The organism is Tenacibaculum sediminilitoris, assembly GCF_964513795.1.
Classification (GTDB): Bacteria; Bacteroidota; Bacteroidia; order Flavobacteriales; family Flavobacteriaceae; genus Polaribacter; species Polaribacter sediminilitoris.
Genome location: NZ_CAZEQR010000001.1, coordinates 54,320 through 71,808 on the forward strand (window position 1 = coordinate 54,320; position 17,489 = coordinate 71,808).

A 17,489-nucleotide genomic window follows, 5' to 3' on the forward strand; every position below is an offset into this window, starting at 1 on the left:
AAATTGATTAATTTTTCTTAAAAAATAAATAAGGAAATTGTTTTTCTGGATCTCTCTTTAACACTCTTATGTAAAAAGTAGATTTTAAAAAGGCAATACCATAACCAAAAAACTGTATAAAGGTAGCATAAACAGAAAGTATGCCTACTTTAATACTCTTAGATGTTATAGTTGAATGTATCATTAAAACCCCTAAATATGATAACAAAGGTAGCAATACAATTATATTTGACTTTAGAATTGTTCCTAGTACAGAGGTTATAACAAAAAACACAAAAAAGGTAGGAAACCAAAATGTAATTTTTTTTGTTTTGGGATGCCAACTCGTTAATATTGGCCTAACCATTCCAAATTTTTTTACTTGTGTATGAAACTTTTCCCAAGAAATTCTTCTTTTATGGTACACATAAGCGTTAGGCAAGAAACTAGTTTTAAAACCTGCTTTTTCTATCCTTCTTGACAAATCTGGGTCTTCACCTGGATGAATCCTTGCAAATCCATTTGTTTTTTCAAAAGCTTCTTTAGAAATACCCATATTAAAACTTCTAGGTTCAAATTTTTGCACTTTAGTTTTTCCTCCTCTAATTCCTCCAGTCGTTAGAAAAGAGGTCATGGTATAATTAATTGCTTTTTGTATGACTGTAAAACTTTCATGAGCTGTATCTGCTCCACCAAAACAGTCTACATAGTTGTTTTTTAAAAAAGAATTTATAGTGCTTAAATAGTGTGTTGGAAGTATAACATCAGAATCTAATATTATAAAATAATTACCTGATGCTTTTCTCATTCCATAATTTCTTGAATCACCAGGTCCTGAATTTTCTTTGAATAAATATTTAATATTGAGTTTATCTATATATTTATCAATCACTTTCTCTGACGATTCAGTTGACCCATCTTCAACAATTACAACTTCATAAGGGTTTTTATAGTCTTGTCTTGTTAAACTCTCCAGTAACTCATCTATCTCATTAGGTCTGTTATAAACAGGGACTACTATTGATAATAATAAACTCATTCTATTTAATTTATGTACTATAATTAACTTAAAATAACCTTCTGATTTATTTGCTTTGCAATCCCATTCCAAAGTTGTATTCTTTTCTTCAAAGATTCTTTAGCATAGAACAACACATCATCCCATTTTTGTTGATTGTTACCACATAATTCTTCTATCATTTGCAACGATAATGGTCCATGTTCATCACCATCAAGTTCAATGTGTCTGTTTAAGTAATACGTAAGCTTACTATAAGAATTTCCTTCTTTTTTTTCAGTATTCTTAACAATTTCTAAAAACATTTCTGGTATGACATCTTCTCTACCGAAAGTAAAGCTAGATGCTATAATATGTGGCTCTCCAGTTTTAATAATTTCAAAAGAGAATTTCACGAAATCTTTTACTTCTTTAACAATTGAGCAATCTTGTATGGCTTCTTCAATTGGTTTGCCTTCAATAATCTCTAAAATGAAAGTTGAAATTTGAGTGACGTTTGCTCCAACTTGATACATCGCATCAATATACATTTCAAAGTGACTTTTAGGCTCTCCTAATTCATTTACATCGGTTTCTTCGCCTAACACTATTTCATTAATAAAACGAGCTATTTTAGTGTTTACAGCAGGTAACCAAGGTAAGGTTACACAAGTAAGCTCTCGTTGTAAAGCTTTTAACAACGACATAAAATCCCACACAGCAAATACATGTGATTCCATAAATAGTTTTACATCCTCAATATGCTTTAACGAATTATATAATTCGTGCTCTTTTAACTGTTGCCTTAATGGTGCTAACTCTTTTTCTATGTGTAAAATATTGCTCATTTTATAACTATCAATAAAAAATGCAAATCTAACGATTTGCATTTTATCTATATTCTATTTCACTAAAGATCTTACTCTTCAATAAACCTTTCCATTACTGCATCACTTACTCCCATGTTAGAGAAACCTCCATCGTGGAATAAGTTTTGTAAGGTTACTTTCTTTGTTAAATCAGAGAATAATGAAATTGTATAATCAGCACACTCTAATGCTGTTGCATTTCCTAATGGAGACATTTTTTCAGCATACGAAATAAATCCGTCAAAACCTTTAACCCCTTGACCAGCAGTAGTTGGAGTTGGTGATTGAGAAACGGTGTTTACACGTACTTTATGGTCTCTACCAAAGAAATACCCAAAACTACGTGCAATACTCTCTAAATACGCTTTATTATCTGCCATGTCGTTATAATCTGGGAATACACGTTGTGCTGCCATATAAGTTAATGCAACAATACTACCCCATTCGTTCATGGCTTGTTTGTTATATAAAACGTTCATTACTTTGTGAAAAGACACTGCAGAAACGTCCCATCCTTTCGTTGTGAAATCGTACTTAGAATCTGTATAATGACGTCCTTTACGTACATTAACTGACATACCAATAGAGTGTAAAACGAAATCGATTTTACCTCCTAAAATTTCCATAGACTTTTCAACTAAATTGTTTAAATCATCCATAGAAGTTGCGTCAGCTGGAATAATTTCTGATCCTGTTTTTGCTGCTAAATCTTTAATACCTCCCATACGCATTGCAATAGGTGCGTTGGTTAATACAAACTCTGCTCCCTCTTCATGGGCACGTTCCGCAACTTTCCATGCAATAGAATTTTCATCTAATGCGCCAAAAATAATTCCTTTTTTTCCTTTTAATAAATTATACATATTTAAAATATTTTAGTCTATCGTTGTTTGTTCTAAAAACAAATATACTCTTAATTTAATAATTCTTTTGCATGAGTTAAAGCACTTTCAGAAACATCTTTTCCACTTAACATTTCTGCTATTTCTCTAATTCGCTCATCGTCTGACAATAATTTTAAATTAGAAGTTGTTACTCCTTTCTCTTCTTCTTTAAACACTTTATAATGTTGCCTTCCTTTTGAAGCTATTTGAGGTAAATGCGTAATGGTTATTACCTGCATATGAGCACTCATGTCTTGCATTATTTTTGCGATTTTATTAGATACTTCTCCAGAAACTCCAGTATCAATTTCATCAAAAATAATAGTTGGTAATTGTATGTTTTCTGATAATATTTTTTTGATAGATAGCATGATTCGAGATAATTCTCCTCCTGAGGCTACTTTCTTTAATTCTCCAAAATTTCCTCCTTTATTTGCTGAAAATAAGAACTGTAAATTATCTTTTCCATTTGATAAGTACTCTTCTAAAGATAATAACTCTATAGCAAAACGAGCATTTGGCATTCCTAATTCTGATAAAAGGTATTCTAACTCTTTTTTTAATTTTGGAATCACTTTGTTTCTCGATGTAGCAATCATCTTTGCTACTTCATCTAGTTTTTGAGCTACATCTTTAATTTCTGCTTCTTTTTGGGCCACTACTCCTCCTGCATCTTCAACTTGTGCTACTTTTTCTGCTAACGATTCATGAATTTCTTGTAATTCCGTTATACTTGACACAGAGTGCTTCTTTTGAAGATTATAAACTAGCTGTAATCTATCATTCAACTCTTCTATTTCATTAGGGTTAAACTCAACTTCATCATTTGCACTTTCTAATTCAGATACAATATCGTCTAACTCTATTTTTATACTTGTTACTCGATTTGATAATTCTTCATATTGTTTTGAGTACAAACCTATTTTTTGCAGTTTGCTTTCTAATGAGTTTAGTAAAGCTTGAAGTCCTATTTCTTCATTTATTGAAAGCCCTAAAGCTTCTGATAAGTTTAGCTTTATTTCTTCAATATTATTTAGCTTATCTAATTTTTCTTCTAAAACCTCTTGTTCTCCCTCTTGTAAATTAGCTTCCTCAAGTTCATTAAACAAATGTAAGTTATATTCGTACTGTTCTTTTGACTTTTCAGTTTCTTCTTGAAGTGCTTTTAGGTCTTTTTTTAGTTTGTTATATGTACGTAAACCTCTTTTATAAGAGGCTATTTTTGCTTTGTTTTTTGCCAAGGCATCGATAACAGAGAATTGAAAAGATACATCTGATAATTGCAATGTTTGGTGTTGGGAATGAATATCAATCAACTTTGTTTTCAAAGCGTTTAAAACCGATAATGTAACTGGAGTGTCATTTACAAAAGCTCTTGATTTTCCTGAAGGCAAAATTTCTCTTCTAATAATAGATTCTTGTTCATAATCGAGATCTAACTCTTCAAACAATTCTTGCAAAGCATACCCTTCTAAAGAAAATTGTGCTTCAATAATACACTTTTTTTCAGTGTCTTTTAAAGAAGATAAATCGGCACGATTCCCCATTACTAGCCCTAAAGCTCCTAATAAAATGGATTTTCCTGCTCCAGTTTCACCAGTGATAATAGATAACCCGTTCGTGAAATCAATCGTTAACTGATTGATTAATGCGTAATTATGTATAGATAAGTGTGTAAGCAAATTCTATTCTTTTGTAAAAAATAAAAGTAAGTATTTTGAATGAATTAAGTCAAACTAAAACAAAGGAAGTACATTAATTTTTCAACAGTTTATAAACGTTGTGTTTAAGACGTTAACAGCTCTACTTTTATTGAAGATCTTTCCACTTGTCTTTATAGGTAGGAGCAATTTTATTTAAAACCGTTATCATTTGCGATTGATTTTTGGAAGGAGTTCCATCAGAAAAAACATTGACTATTTCATCTCCTTTTGCATCTAAAAATACACGAATCATATAGTTACCAATAGTAATGTTGTGTAGCTTATCTAAAGCTAAAACACTTTTTTCAATTGCTTCTTTAGCTGAGTTTTTGTTATCTGAAAAATTATCGAAACCACTGCGATGGTAATTGTAATAAATATTACGTAAAGCACTAAATTTAGAAGAAAGTAAATTATCTATCAAGGCAAAACGATTTTGTTTCCCTACTTGGTTTTGCCAACCAGATTCTCCATTAGATTGTGCTAATAACATAATGTTTTCTGCTTGCTTTAAATAAGTCTCTCCTCCTTTTAAAGCAAAAGTATCTGCATCAACTCCTAATATTGTATATACATAGAAAGCAATTATGGAGATTAAATTTGACTCATAAACAGTTGGGTTATAAATTAATGGATTAAACTCATTGTAACGAAAGTTGAAATTTGTATCATTAATATTTAGTACTGGTGTAGCATAGGTTGAGTTATATACAGGTCTTGTTGATTGTACTTGCAAAGTCCCTGAAAAATTACTTCCATTTTGCTCGTTTATAATAATGTTAAATGCACAATTTATTCGTTCTTGTTGCTTAAAGTTTTTATTTGTCCATTGTTTATCATTAATAAACTCAGTTAATGCCTTTTGTAAGGTTTGATAAACTTGCTTGTTACTGCTCTGTACTTTATCTGAATTGATAATTACAGTAGCATTCAACTCTTGTGAATACGAAGAAAAAGTAACTGAAAGAAGAAAAACTATAAAGAAAAACTTATGCATTTAATTTTTGTATTATTTCATTAATGATATCTTTTGATACTGCTTTTTTAGTTTTTAAATCGAATGATTTCTCATTAAAACCAGCATCAATAATTGTAATTTTATTGGTATCAGTTGCAAAACCAGCACCTTTATCACGTAACGAATTTAATACAATAAAATCTAAATTTTTGCGTGTAAGTTTACTTTTTGCGTTTTGTACCTCATCATTCGTTTCTAATGCAAAACCAACTAATAACTGATTTTTCTTAATTTCTCCCAGAGATTTTAAAATATCTTTAGTAGGTTCTAATTCAATACTTAACGCTGCTGTTGTCTTTTTTATTTTTTGAGAAGCTATATTTTTTGGTCGATAGTCTGAAACTGCTGCCGATAATACAGCTATATCAACCTCAGCAAAATATTGATGACATGCTTCATACATGTCTTGTGCAGACTTCACATCTATTCTATGAATAAAAGAATGATTTACCTGCTGATTAGACGGACCTGTAACTAAAAAAACTTCAGCACCCAAGTTCGCTGCTGTTTTTGCGATTTCAAATCCCATTTTACCTGAAGAGTGGTTTCCAATAAAACGTACAGGATCTATAGCTTCATAGGTTGGGCCTGCTGTAATTAGCATTTTTTTACCTCGAAGTGGCAATTTAGATACGATATCTTTTTCTATAAAATTAACAATATCTTCTGGTTCTGCCATACGACCTTCACCAACCAATCCGCTTGCTAATTCACCTGAAGTAGCAGGGATTAAAATATTTCCAAAATTTTGTAAGCTTTCTAAACTAGTTTTTGTTGACGGATGTTGATACATGTCTAAATCCATCGCAGGAGCAAAATATACTGGGCATTTTGCTGATAAATAGGTTGCTAGTAATAAATTATCACAAGTACCATTAGTCATTTTAGACAAGGTATTTGCTGTAGCTGGAGCAATTAATAGTATATCTGCCCACAAACCTAAATCTACATGATTATTCCACAATTCATTTTCATCTTCTTTATCATAAAAAGTAGAATGAACTGGATTTTTTGATAAGGTGGAAAGTGTAAGAGGTGTTATAAAATCTTTAGACGCAGGAGTCATAATTACTTTGACTTCTGCGCCCGATTTTATAAATAAGCGAACTAAGTTAGCTGTTTTGTATGCCGCTATACCGGCGGTAACACCAAGTAAAACTTTTTTACCGCTTAGTACAGACATATTATTTTGTCTCTGGAGTTCTATAATACACCTTGTCATTTAACCACTCTTCTACTGCAATAGCATGTGGTTTAGGTAAGCGCTCATAAAATTTAGAAACTTCAATTTGTTCTTTGTTTTCAAAAACCTCTTCTAAACTATCATTATAAGTAGCAAACTCATCTAACTTATCAACTAATTCCTTTTTTAAATCAGAATTAATTTGTGTAGCTCTCTTTGCTATGATAGAAATAGCTTCATAAATATTATGCGTTGGAGTCTCGATCGCTTCTTTGTTATAAGTTATAGTACTTAACGGTGCTTTCGTTTCTTTATAATCCATTTTTTTAACTTTTAGCTAATTGTTCTTGTTCTTTGTTTAATGCTGCTAGCATTTCGTTTGACTCTTTCATGAACTTTGATTCAGGAAAGTTTCTTTTTAATTTATCGTAAGCTTTAACAGCTTCTTTAATTCTTTCTCCTTTTCTTCTTTGTCTACTTTTTATAGCCAAATCATGAGCTGCTTTTAAACGGTAGTATAATGCTTCTTCTTTATACTTAGTTCCTAAATAATCTTCTAATAAGTTATCAAAAGCCACAATTGCCGCTTTGTAATTTCTAGAATCATATTCTGCAGTTCTATAATATGTTTTTGCTATTTCAAAAGACTTCTTTTCTAACTTTGCTCTTAATTCTGCATGATATTTGTTAGCTTCTTCTAACTTATCTGAGTCAGGGTAACTATCTATAAAATTTTGAAAAGCTTCCAACGCTTTGTTTGTATCCGTTGGATCCAAACTAAAACTTGGTGCAGCTTTGTAATAACTTAAAGCCGATAAAAAAGTAGCTTCTTCTCTCTTTGAACTTTTTGGATAATTTCTTGTAAATCTATTATAGTAATATCCTGCTAACCCGTAATTTTTTACATTAAAGTTAGCTTGAGAAACCATAAACTGAATTCGCTCCATTTGAGGTTTTCCTCTATATGATGGTGTTATTTTTTCAAACAAACGTAAGGCTTTACTGTACTTTTGTGCCTCGTACATTTTAACAGCCATTTTGTATTGTTCTTCTACAGTTCCTTTATTCAATACTTTTTGGTACTCTCCACATGAAGTCAATACTAAAAGCATTACAGCAATATACGCTAGATTTTTCATTTTTTGCATCTGGCAAAATTAGTGATTAATTATGGATTATTAAAACGATTTTTTCTCTCTTAAATGAGCACTACAATAAACTATAAAATCTGTAATAATTTTTCCAAAGAACTCCTAAATGTTTGTTAATCTTATTCTTGAGTTGTCGTTGCAGACTGTGCTACAATTTGCTTAACATCGTTATCAAATAAATACAAACCTCCTTTATCGTCTCCAATTAGGTTAATTTTATCTAGTATATTTCGTGCTAACGCTTCTTCTTCTATTTGTTCAGACACGTACCATTGTAAAAAGTTATGTGTTGCATAATCCTTTTCTTGTAGGGTAATATGTACTAAATCGTTGATTGTTTTAGATACCACTACTTCGTGATCGAATAATGTTTGAAACATATCTTTAAAAGACCCAAATTTTGCTGGTGGTTCTTTTAAGTCAGAAATATGTGCATGTCCTCCACGCTCATTTACAAACTTTACTAATTTTAACATGTGCATTCGTTCTTCATCTGAATGTGCATACATAAACTGTGCTACACCTTCAAACCCTTGAACTTCTGCCCAACATGCCATTGCTAAATATATTTGAGATGATTCTGCTTCTACTCTTATTTGATCGTTTAGTGCCTGTTCTATTACTTTTGATAACATATTTTTCAATTTAAAAAATTACTCTTTATACAAAGATGCTAAAAAAAGACTACAATAACGAAATTGTAGCCTTTTGTGTTTCTATTATTTAAGACAGTTTATAGATTATCTATAAAATCTGATATTTTTGTTTGTAATTCTTCTGAGGCTCTTACTAATGGTAAACGTACTTCATCTAAACAGATTCCTAGCTTTTGTAGTACCGCTTTGATTCCTGCTGGATTGTTTTCTTCAAAAATAAGATTTACTACATCCATTAATTTGTAGTGTATATCATAAGCTTCTTTTGCTTTTCCTGCTAACCCTAACTGAATCATTTTCGAAAACTCTTTGGGTAATGCTTGTCCTATTACAGAGATAACTCCTGCTCCGCCTGCTAAAGTTACTCCAACAGCTAAATCATCATCACCAGAAATTACTAAAAAGTCTTCAGGTTTATCTTTTAACAACTCGTAGTATTGTTGTTGATTGTTTCCTGCTTCTTTAACTGCAACAATATTTTTAAAATCTCTTGCCAATCGTAACGTTGTTGCTGGTTCCATGTTTTTTGCTGTTCTACCAGGAACATTATACATAATAATTGGCTTAGGACTCGCTAGAGAAATTGCTTTATAGTGCTGATAGAATCCTTCTTGGGTTGGTTTGCTATAGTATGGAGCTACTGATAAAATACCATCGATTCCAGACAAATCTAATGTTTCTAACTCTTCAATCACCATTTGTGTGTTGTTGCCTCCTACTCCTAAAACTAACGGTAAACGTCCTTTATTTTCTTCAGTAATTACTTTAATTATTTCAATTTTTTCTTCTTTAGTAATCGTAGCACTTTCTCCAGTAGTTCCATTTATTACTAAATAGTTTGTACCGTTTTCAATATTGTAATTTACTAACTTTTTAAGTGCTTCGAAGTCTACACTTAAATCTTCATTGAAAGGAGTTACTAAAGCTACTCCAGTTCCTACAAACTTTTGCATTATATTTTATTTAAAATCGTTAGGTATTTTTTTAATTCTTGATTTAAAACGGCTTCGTTAAAACTAGCATCAGATACTACTATGTCGTACAATCTATCGTCAATTTCTGCAAAACCTGCTTTAAAATCTGCTTGTGACAACAAAGTTACCATATTCGTTAATAAGTTTGACGTTTTTGTATAGTTTATGAGTAGGTCATATTTGTTTTTAACGAAATCTTTCAAATTGTCGGATTTTAAACTCGCTTTGAAGCCAAAATCTTTTTCGGTAAAAAACTCTGGAGAGGGTTCCTCTTTTTTTGAGTACTCTTTACAAACTAGTACTCTTATGTCTGTTTTTTGAAAAGGAAAAATGTTTGTTAAGTTGGCTATTACTACATTTACTAAAGCTTCATTATCTAGCAATATTGCTACACTTTTAACTTTGATTTTTTTATGAGGAATATTCTCTTTTTTTACAACTAGTTTGTCGTATGCTTTTTGAATGGATTTCTTCTTTAGGGTGCTTATCATCTGTAAAAATTAATGGTAGTTAATTTATATTATTTCTCTTCAATTTCTAGTAATAAAAATTGATTTAACTGCCTTCCATACAATTGAAAGTTATCATCAGTGACTAAGATTAATGATTTGTTTCCGTTTTGTAATATTGGACCAAAAGTAATTGCTTCAATATTATCTATAATTCCATCAGTTAATTGATTTTCAACAGTACTAAAATCAAATAACAGTTCTTTTTTTAAAGGTATATATTTTTCGTTTTTTAAAGATTGTTTTTCTAGTGTATTTGTTGAAGTATTATCTATAGTAGCTTTAAAAATTCTAACTACATTTCCATGACTACCATAACCACTTTGATATGCTCTTTCAATTATAAAAAACTGATTTTTTTGATATTCTAAAATAGCAGTAGTTCCATTTAGATTTATTTTTCCTTTAGCTGGTTTATCAATTTTCTCTAATTGATATGCGAATTGTTTGGTAGCTTTTTTTGATTCGTTATCAAAATACGTTATTCTAACAGGAGATTGTGTTTCATGAAATGTTGGTTCTTCTCCGTCTGCCTCTAAAGGAGCTTCCATTGCTACCCAAAAACCTTTTCCGTCAAAACTTTTTGAAGAACTTTCAAAAACACTATTATGTTTTGGTTTTGCTTTGGATGCTGCTTTGAAATAATTAGGTATCTCTACCTCTTGTTTAAAATTTCCTTTTGTATCTATTTCAAATATACTTGGGTCTTTTTTATATTGAATAGATCCTTCACTTACTAAGTTGATGGTTTCTTTATCTACAAAAATAGACTCTAAATCTAACACGTGGTTTTTAGTAAACTGACTTATAGTATCGACTATAATAACATCTTCAAAATTTACCGATTGTATCGAATCATTTTTAACAGTAATATCTCCTACTAAAATTCTTGGGTTTGTAGCATCATCAACTACCATATAGTAATTGTTATTGTAATAATCAATTCCAGAAATTCCACCGATGACAGTGTTATTAATAACTAAAGAATCTTTTACCACATATTCATCTAAAAAGTTAAGTGCTATTTCTTGTTGTTTACAAGCTAACAAACCAAAAACCGACAGGGCTAGTACTATTTTTTTCATACTTACAAAAGTATTGTTTTTAGTTTATGTAAGCATTAAAAATTATAACGTCTAACTCGATAGATTTAGTTAGACATGAAAAAATATATTCTTTTAATCTTAAAACTAATAGCGGCTATTATAATGCTTCAAACATTGTTTTTTAAATTTACTGGAGCTCAAGAAAGTGTTGATTTATTTACTAAAATAGCTGGAAACAATGAGGCTTATATGCGAATAAGTACGGGTATTTTTGAATTAATTGCTTCCATACTTATATTTATTCCTAAAAAAACTTGGCTAGGTGCCTTGCTAACTATTGGTTTAATGGGTGGAGCAATTATGAGCCACTTAACTATTTTAGGTATTGAACATAACGAAGACGGTGGTACTTTGTTTATAAGTGCTATCGTAACCTTTATCTCTGGAGTGATTCTATTGATTTTTCATAGAAATAATATACCTTTTGTTGGAGATAAAAATTAATTTAAATTAGAAAGAGCGGTTTTAAACCACCCTTTTTATTAGTTTACTCCTATAAATATTTCTACTTCTGTATTTGTTGGGTCTGATGCTTTTACTCCATATACCTCATAATCAGATGTATAAGCTCTATTTATATCTTCATTCCAAATCTCTAACCATTTGTTATAGACAATATTCTCTGTTAAGCTTCCTTTTGCTACATATGTTTTATAGTTTGGTGCTTCTATTCTCTTATACGTCATACCTTCTGGAACAGCAGCTATATCTTTTACTTTACAACCTATAATTGTTGTGTATGGCTTGGTGTAATCTGATTCATAATCCGTATACACAGCGTATACTTCATTTGAAAGTCTATTAGGTATTTGTTCAGCTATATTTTCTGACATAAATCGCTGCCATAAAGCAGGTATATCTTTTGCAGCTTGTTGATTCTCGTTAGTGGTTCTTACTGAAATTCCTATCACGTAAAACGGTTTATTTTGTCCTGTACTCATCTTTTGTTTTTTTTATTTTCAACAAAAATAAAACCTCATTATGTCAACCCTATGTCGGTAGCTTTTATTTTTCTTTAGCTATGATTGCTTTAACAATTAAGTATTGAGAAACGATATACAGGATGATTATAGCAATATCAAACAACCTTTTAGGTGTATAAAAGTTATTTAATGCTATAAGACTGTCAGAAGCAATAAACAATATAGCTCCTAATAATAACCAAGAATTTCCTGTTGTTTTTTGTTGACGATAATTTAATAATGCAGCCGTACCAAAAGTTGAAATTGCTACTCCGTATACAATTACAGGCAGCAACAAATCTCCTAAATTATTATAAATTAAACCTAACAACCCAACAAATAACAATACAAAAGGAATGGCCGATGTTAGTATTTTTACTGCTAAATCTTTATATAGAAAATTGGTAATTATTTTAATATAAACAACATGTGCCACCAAGAATGAGGCTAAACCAAACACAAAAAAGTTTGTTTTATCTAGCAGGAAAACATCACCCCAAAACGAAAAAAACAATGCTGACAACAACCAAAAACTAGGCTTTTTTACCGATACCAAATACACTACCGCTAGTGTTGTCATTAATAAAGGTTTAAAAATCATTTCTATTGTTTTATTTTGAGTTATTACTGCATACACATCGGCAATAGCAACTAATAAAAACACCATGGAAGCTAGGGTTATTTTAGTTTGGTTGGTCATTTTTTCCTTTTTAATTAAAAATTAAGATATCATATCAATAAAATCTTGTTCAGAAATAATTGGAATACCTAAACTTTCAGCTTTGGTAAGTTTACTTGGTCCCATATTATCACCTGCTACAATATAGGTAGTTTTTTTAGAAATGGAACTCGATACCTTCCCTCCGTTGTCTTCAATTGCTTTTTTAAGCTCACTTCTACTCATTTGATGAAAAACTCCTGAAACCACAAATACCTTACCTGATAACTTATCAGTTTGCCCTTCTAAACTTTCTGCTGAAACTTCTAGTTGAACTCCATGTGATTTTAATCGGTTTACCAATTCAATATTTCCTAAATCATTTGAAAAATCAATAATACTTTGTGCAATTCTATCACCAATTTCGTCAACCGCAATTAGTGTTTCGAAATCGGCATTTAGTAGGTTATCTATCGACTTAAAATGTTTTGCTAACTTTTTTGCTACGGTTTCACCTACAAAACGGATTCCTAATGCAAACAACACTTTTTCAAACGGAATTTCTTTTGATTTTTCAATTCCTTCAATCATATTTTGCGCTGATTTTTCAGCCATTCGCTCTAACGGAATAACTTGCTCTTCCGTTAAGTCATACAAATCCGCATAGTTCTTTATCAAACCTTCTTTACGTAATAAATCAACAGTTTCTCCTCCTAAACCATCAATATCCATCGCTTTTCTACTGATAAAATGCTTGATTCTTCCAGTAATTTGTGGTGCACATCCAAATTCATTCGGACAATAATGCTTCGCATCTCCTTCAGTTCTGACTAATTCAGTATTACATTCGGGGCAATATGTAGCATATTGTGTAGGAACAGAATCTACTGGTCGTTTTGTTAAATCAACAGCAATAATTTTCGGGATAATTTCTCCTCCTTTTTCAACAAAAACTGTATCGCCTATTCGTACATCTAATTTTGCTATTTGGTCTGCGTTATGTAATGATGCTCTTTTTACAATCGTTCCTGCTAATTGCACAGGTTCTAAGTTTGCTACTGGAGTAATTGCTCCAGTTCTACCTACCTGATAGGTAATTTCATTTAATACTGTTGAAACTTGTTCAGCTTTAAACTTATAAGCAATTGCCCAACGTGGTGCTTTTGCTGTATATCCTAATTCATCTTGTTGTTGGTATGAATTTACTTTTACTACAACTCCATCAGTTTCATAAGGTAACGTGTGACGCTTTACATCCCATTCATTTACAAAGTTCAACACTTCTTCAATAGATTTTACCAAAACAATTGTATCAGGAATTTTGAACCCTACTCTTCTGGCTGCTTCTAAACTTTCAAAATGTGACGCATATTTGCGTTCATTGGTAACCACTTGATATAGTAAACAATCTAACGGACGCTTCGCAACCTCAGCACTATCTTGTAATTTTAAACTTCCACTAGCAGTGTTACGCGGATTTCTATAAGGTTCTTCATCGTTTTCTACGCGTTCTTCATTCATTTTATGAAACCCTTCCAATGGTAATATGATTTCTCCACGCATTTCAAAGTTGGTAACAAACTCACTATTAGGCACTAACGGAATTGATTTTATGGTTCGAATATTAGTGGTTACATTGTCTCCTTGAAAACCATCTCCACGAGTTACTGCTTTTACAAATCGACCATTTTCATAAGTTAAATTAATAGAAGCTCCGTCGTATTTCAACTCGCATGTATATTGTATTTGATCTGTTCCCAAAATTTTCTGAATACGCTTTTCCCAATCCAACAAATCTTCTTTTGAATACGAATTATCCAAAGAGTACATTCTATTTTTATGAGTAACGGTTTCAAAATTTTTAGTAACTTCTCCTCCAACTCGTTGCGTTGGTGAATTTGGGTCAAAATATTCAGGGTTTTCGTCTTCTAATTGTTGCAGTTCTTTTAATTTAATATCGAACTCATAGTCAGATATCGTTGGTTCATCTAACACATAATAACTATGATTGTGTGTGTGTAACTCTTTTCTAAGTAAATGTATTCTCTCTTCAATCGTCATTTTTACTTCCTTACTTTTCCCGTTAAAAAACTTGGTCCTTTTGGTAATGAATTACCAGCCGTACGACGAAATGAAACTACTTGACCAACATGCCAAATAGCATCTGCAATTGGCCCATTTAATTGATTCCAAAATGGATATTCTTCAACTTCACCATTTCCTCTTTTAAGCTTCATTGTAAATTTTGATAAATCGTTGGTGGATTTTAAAATATCACTCGTCTTTTTAAAATTTTCTAGCGTCAACCTTCTCATTTCGACAAATGTAAAAGCTCCTTTTTTTGGAAATTTTATATCGGTACCTTCAACTGCACTTAATGTCATGATGGATAATACAAGAATATGATCTAAGGTCTCAAGCATGCTTCTTGCTTCTTTACTAGGTTTAAATGATAAGTCTTGCTCAACTAGACCTTCTGTTGCCCAATAATAACGAAACCCTAAACCATCTATCATTCTAGAAGCTACTGTACCAGCCGTAAACTCTTCAGCTTGTTTGGGTATTTCATAATATGGTAGTTTATTTTGTCCGTTAGTTGTTATTACTGCAAACAACAATAGTATAGGTTTAAGTATTGTCTTCATTTAATCTAGTTTTTGACGCTAATTTAAGGAAAAGATTTATGTGTTATGAAGGCAATTTTTATTTCCAATAACAAAAAAAACCGAGATAATCCCTTACCTCGGTTTGTAAAAAGTTAAACTTTAGCAGCTTATCTTTTTAACCACATAGTATAGATGTTTTTTTCACCTCTTGCTGAAACCAAAAGTTCTTTTTTATTAATTTTTTCTATCTTTAAGTTGCTTTCGAAACTTTTATTATCAAATTCAAGTTCTTTCTTTTCTTTAATAAGTTTCCAAGTTCCTTCTTCTTTCTTATTATTTATTACCATTTCGTATTTTCCATCAGAACTAAACTCTAACCAACTAGATTCTTTTAAAAACTCAATTTTTTCATTTCCAACTTTCATTGAAGTCACAAACCATTTACCTGAAATTAGTGAGTTTAATTCTTGAGAATAAATCAGTGTTGTACTAGCAAGTAATAAAAGCAGCAATATGATTACTTTCTTCATTGAGGAAGTTATTTAGGGGGTTATTGAACCAAATATAACAAAAAAAAAGCCGAAAAACAAATCAATATTTCGACTTTTATATTTTAATTCATTGACTGTTAATAGTATGTATAACGGCGTACTTTAGCTATATGTTTTGCTAAACGCATTACTTGGTGTGAATACCCATATTCATTATCATACCATACATAAATTACAATAGTATCTCCATCTGCAATCGTTGCTTTACTGTCAAAAATAGATGGTGCTGTTGTTCCTACAATATCAGAAGACACTAATTCGTTACTTAAAGAGTATTGAATTTGCTCTACTAAATTTCCTTCTAATGCATATTGTTTCATAATAGCATTCACAGACTCAACTGTTGCTGGAGTATTTAATTGTAAGTTTAGTATTGCTAATGATCCATTTGGCACTGGTACACGAATAGCACTTGAAGTTAATTTACCTGCCAGTGATGGTAATGCTTTAGCTACTGCTTTTCCTGCTCCTGTTTCAGTAATCACCATGTTCAACGCAGCAGCTCTACCTCTACGGTATTTCTTATGCATGTTATCAACCAAATTTTGGTCATTCGTGTATGCATGAATTGTTTCTAAGTGTCCTTTTTTAATTCCGAAGTTATCTTCTAACACTTTTAATACTGGAGTAATAGCATTGGTAGTACATGAAGCTGCTGAGAAAATATCGATATTATCAGGGTTGTTTTCTTCATGATTTACTCCATGAACAATATTTGGCACACCTGCACCTGGAGCAGTTAATAATACTTTACTAGCTCCTTTTGCTTTTAAATGACGACTTAATGCTTCTTCATCTCTAAAAGCACCTGTATTATCAATAATTAACGCATCGTTAATTCCGTATTGCGTATAATCAATATCTTCTGGTTGTGCAGCAGAAATCATGTGAACAGTTGTACCGTTAATGATTAAAGCGTTGTTATCAGCATCTACCTGAACTGTTCCTAAGAAATCTCCGTGTACAGAATCTACACTTAATAAAGAAGCTCTTTTTTCTAATACTGTTTGATCTATTTTACCACGAGTTACTACAGCTCTTAATCGTAATTGAGAACCTTTACCCATTTTGCTACTCAATTCACGAGCTAATAAACGACCAATACGTCCAAAACCGTATAATACTACGTCTTTTGGTTGAATGTTTTCTGTTTCAGTTGCATCTTTTAATTGCTCTTTTACAAAAGCCACCTTATCTGCTAATGCATCATCTTGTAAATGAAATTCGTACGCTAATTTACCAATATCTAATTTTGATGGTGGTAAATCAATTGATTGAATTGCTTTAGCTATTTCTAAAGCATCTTCTATGGTTATTGGCTTCGCCACAAACTCTTTAGCATAATCAATTAAGTTTAAAACCTCACTAGCTCTTTTATCTACTAATGGGTTTCTAAATAATACTAACTCGATAGATTTATCGTACCATAAATCGTTAACGATATTAATAAACTCAACCGTAGCTCTTCGAACTTGCGCTTGATTTACTACTTCTTTTTCGTAATTTGTTATTGTTGACATAGTTGTGTGTTAACTAAAAATTAAAAAATTTGTGCAAAAATAGGTATTTCTTCTTTATTTTTTATTGGTTTTACAAAAGAAAAAAGCCTTGTTAAAACGATTTTAACAAGGCTTTTCATTTTAAGATATGTAGTTTGTTCTTCTAGGAAACTTTTTATACATC

Annotated in this window: 19 protein-coding genes; 1 reads left to right on the plus strand and 18 read right to left on the minus strand. The window is 31.2% G+C overall.

The window, feature by feature from the left end; translation table 11 throughout:
- Window positions 1–7: 7 nt before the first annotated feature.
- The 12 genes from ACKTSW_RS00265 to ACKTSW_RS00320 form a co-directional block, all read right to left on the minus strand.
- Window positions 8–1,018, minus strand: coding sequence for a glycosyltransferase (locus ACKTSW_RS00265; protein WP_408023268.1), 1,011 nt, complete (start codon window positions 1,016–1,018; stop codon window positions 8–10).
- Between the two features lie 23 nt (window positions 1,019–1,041).
- Entirely contained in the window at window positions 1,042–1,866 is an 825-nt protein-coding gene (locus tag ACKTSW_RS00270; protein ID WP_408023269.1) for a DUF3050 domain-containing protein, read from the minus strand.
- 29 nt (window positions 1,867–1,895) lie between these two features.
- Entirely contained in the window at window positions 1,896–2,708 is an 813-nt protein-coding gene (locus ACKTSW_RS00275) for an enoyl-ACP reductase FabI (protein WP_408023270.1), read from the minus strand.
- 50 nt (window positions 2,709–2,758) lie between these two features.
- Window positions 2,759–4,411: a DNA repair protein RecN gene (gene recN, locus ACKTSW_RS00280; protein ID WP_408023271.1), complete on the minus strand. Its 1,653-nt coding sequence runs from the start codon at window positions 4,409–4,411 to the stop codon at window positions 2,759–2,761.
- Window positions 4,412–4,538: 127 nt separating this feature from the next.
- A complete protein-coding gene (porD, locus tag ACKTSW_RS00285) occupies window positions 4,539–5,429 on the minus strand; it encodes a type IX secretion system protein PorD (RefSeq protein WP_408023272.1) in 891 nt (296 codons plus the stop codon).
- Window positions 5,422–6,633, minus strand: a complete 1,212-nt coding sequence (gene coaBC / locus ACKTSW_RS00290) for a bifunctional phosphopantothenoylcysteine decarboxylase/phosphopantothenate--cysteine ligase CoaBC (protein ID WP_408023273.1) — start codon at window positions 6,631–6,633, stop codon at window positions 5,422–5,424. The genes porD and coaBC overlap by 8 nt, the downstream gene beginning before the upstream one ends.
- A gap of 1 nt (window position 6,634) precedes the next feature.
- On the minus strand, window positions 6,635–6,955 hold the full coding sequence (locus ACKTSW_RS00295; protein ID WP_408023274.1) for a DNA-directed RNA polymerase subunit omega: 321 nt from the start codon (window positions 6,953–6,955) through the stop codon (window positions 6,635–6,637).
- A gap of 4 nt (window positions 6,956–6,959) precedes the next feature.
- On the minus strand, window positions 6,960–7,772 hold the full coding sequence (locus tag ACKTSW_RS00300; protein ID WP_408023275.1) for an outer membrane protein assembly factor BamD: 813 nt from the start codon (window positions 7,770–7,772) through the stop codon (window positions 6,960–6,962).
- Between the two features lie 131 nt (window positions 7,773–7,903).
- Entirely contained in the window at window positions 7,904–8,419 is a 516-nt protein-coding gene (locus ACKTSW_RS00305; protein WP_408023276.1) for a ferritin, read from the minus strand.
- A 98-nt stretch (window positions 8,420–8,517) separates the two neighbouring features.
- Window positions 8,518–9,393 carry a 4-hydroxy-tetrahydrodipicolinate synthase gene (gene dapA / locus ACKTSW_RS00310; protein WP_408023277.1) on the minus strand — a complete coding sequence of 292 codons (876 nt, stop codon included), beginning with the start codon at window positions 9,391–9,393 and terminating at the stop codon, window positions 8,518–8,520.
- Window positions 9,393–9,905 (minus strand): DUF6913 domain-containing protein, encoded by a 513-nt coding sequence (locus tag ACKTSW_RS00315; protein ID WP_408023278.1) that lies wholly within the window; start codon window positions 9,903–9,905, stop codon window positions 9,393–9,395. Before ACKTSW_RS00315 ends, dapA begins: the two co-directional genes overlap by 1 nt.
- 29 nt (window positions 9,906–9,934) lie before the next feature.
- Window positions 9,935–11,008 (minus strand): esterase-like activity of phytase family protein, encoded by a 1,074-nt coding sequence (locus tag ACKTSW_RS00320; RefSeq protein ID WP_408023279.1) that lies wholly within the window; start codon window positions 11,006–11,008, stop codon window positions 9,935–9,937.
- Window positions 11,009–11,083: 75 nt separating this feature from the next.
- Between ACKTSW_RS00320 and ACKTSW_RS00325 the strand changes: the two genes are divergently transcribed.
- The gene (locus ACKTSW_RS00325; RefSeq protein WP_408023280.1) at window positions 11,084–11,473 is read left to right on the plus strand and encodes a DoxX family membrane protein; all 390 of its coding nucleotides are present in this window, start codon (window positions 11,084–11,086) and stop codon (window positions 11,471–11,473) included.
- A gap of 38 nt (window positions 11,474–11,511) precedes the next feature.
- Here ACKTSW_RS00325 and ACKTSW_RS00330 read toward each other — a convergent pair whose 3' ends face one another.
- The 6 genes from ACKTSW_RS00330 to ACKTSW_RS00355 all read right to left on the minus strand — a co-directional run bounded on the left by ACKTSW_RS00330 (window position 11,512) and on the right by ACKTSW_RS00355 (window position 17,326).
- On the minus strand, window positions 11,512–11,970 hold the full coding sequence (locus tag ACKTSW_RS00330) for a GyrI-like domain-containing protein (RefSeq protein WP_408023281.1): 459 nt from the start codon (window positions 11,968–11,970) through the stop codon (window positions 11,512–11,514).
- A 64-nt stretch (window positions 11,971–12,034) separates the two neighbouring features.
- A complete protein-coding gene (locus ACKTSW_RS00335; protein ID WP_408023282.1) occupies window positions 12,035–12,691 on the minus strand; it encodes a lysoplasmalogenase in 657 nt (218 codons plus the stop codon).
- Between the two features lie 21 nt (window positions 12,692–12,712).
- On the minus strand, window positions 12,713–14,710 hold the full coding sequence (gene ligA, locus ACKTSW_RS00340) for an NAD-dependent DNA ligase LigA (protein ID WP_408023283.1): 1,998 nt from the start codon (window positions 14,708–14,710) through the stop codon (window positions 12,713–12,715).
- Between the two features lie 2 nt (window positions 14,711–14,712).
- Complete coding sequence (locus ACKTSW_RS00345) at window positions 14,713–15,294, minus strand: DinB family protein (RefSeq protein WP_408023284.1); 582 nt, start codon at window positions 15,292–15,294, stop codon at window positions 14,713–14,715.
- 128 nt (window positions 15,295–15,422) lie between these two features.
- On the minus strand, window positions 15,423–15,785 hold the full coding sequence (locus ACKTSW_RS00350; protein WP_408023285.1) for a hypothetical protein: 363 nt from the start codon (window positions 15,783–15,785) through the stop codon (window positions 15,423–15,425).
- Window positions 15,786–15,883: 98 nt separating this feature from the next.
- Entirely contained in the window at window positions 15,884–17,326 is a 1,443-nt protein-coding gene (locus tag ACKTSW_RS00355; protein ID WP_408023286.1) for a glyceraldehyde-3-phosphate dehydrogenase, read from the minus strand.
- Between the last annotated feature and the right edge of the window lie 163 nt (window positions 17,327–17,489).

Coding starts and splice junctions, on each gene's coding strand:
- ACKTSW_RS00295 (WP_408023274.1), bottom strand. CDS start 6,955: ATGGATTATAAAGAAACGAAAGCACCGTTAAGTACTATAACTTATAAC.
- ACKTSW_RS00355 (WP_408023286.1), bottom strand. CDS start 17,326: ATGTCAACAATAACAAATTACGAAAAAGAAGTAGTAAATCAAGCGCAA.
- ACKTSW_RS00270 (WP_408023269.1), bottom strand. CDS start 1,866: ATGCAAATCGTTAGATTTGCATTTTTTATTGATAGTTATAAAATGAGC.
- ACKTSW_RS00325 (WP_408023280.1), top strand. CDS start 11,084: ATGAAAAAATATATTCTTTTAATCTTAAAACTAATAGCGGCTATTATA.
- ACKTSW_RS00315 (WP_408023278.1), bottom strand. CDS start 9,905: ATGATAAGCACCCTAAAGAAGAAATCCATTCAAAAAGCATACGACAAA.
- ligA (WP_408023283.1), bottom strand. CDS start 14,710: ATGACGATTGAAGAGAGAATACATTTACTTAGAAAAGAGTTACACACA.
- ACKTSW_RS00275 (WP_408023270.1), bottom strand. CDS start 2,708: ATGTATAATTTATTAAAAGGAAAAAAAGGAATTATTTTTGGCGCATTA.
- ACKTSW_RS00305 (WP_408023276.1), bottom strand. CDS start 8,419: ATGTTATCAAAAGTAATAGAACAGGCACTAAACGATCAAATAAGAGTA.
- ACKTSW_RS00335 (WP_408023282.1), bottom strand. CDS start 12,691: ATGACCAACCAAACTAAAATAACCCTAGCTTCCATGGTGTTTTTATTA.
- coaBC (WP_408023273.1), bottom strand. CDS start 6,633: ATGTCTGTACTAAGCGGTAAAAAAGTTTTACTTGGTGTTACCGCCGGT.
- ACKTSW_RS00345 (WP_408023284.1), bottom strand. CDS start 15,294: ATGAAGACAATACTTAAACCTATACTATTGTTGTTTGCAGTAATAACA.
- porD (WP_408023272.1), bottom strand. CDS start 5,429: ATGCATAAGTTTTTCTTTATAGTTTTTCTTCTTTCAGTTACTTTTTCT.
- ACKTSW_RS00265 (WP_408023268.1), bottom strand. CDS start 1,018: ATGAGTTTATTATTATCAATAGTAGTCCCTGTTTATAACAGACCTAAT.
- ACKTSW_RS00330 (WP_408023281.1), bottom strand. CDS start 11,970: ATGAGTACAGGACAAAATAAACCGTTTTACGTGATAGGAATTTCAGTA.
- ACKTSW_RS00320 (WP_408023279.1), bottom strand. CDS start 11,008: ATGAAAAAAATAGTACTAGCCCTGTCGGTTTTTGGTTTGTTAGCTTGT.
- ACKTSW_RS00350 (WP_408023285.1), bottom strand. CDS start 15,785: ATGAAGAAAGTAATCATATTGCTGCTTTTATTACTTGCTAGTACAACA.
- ACKTSW_RS00300 (WP_408023275.1), bottom strand. CDS start 7,772: ATGAAAAATCTAGCGTATATTGCTGTAATGCTTTTAGTATTGACTTCA.
- dapA (WP_408023277.1), bottom strand. CDS start 9,393: ATGCAAAAGTTTGTAGGAACTGGAGTAGCTTTAGTAACTCCTTTCAAT.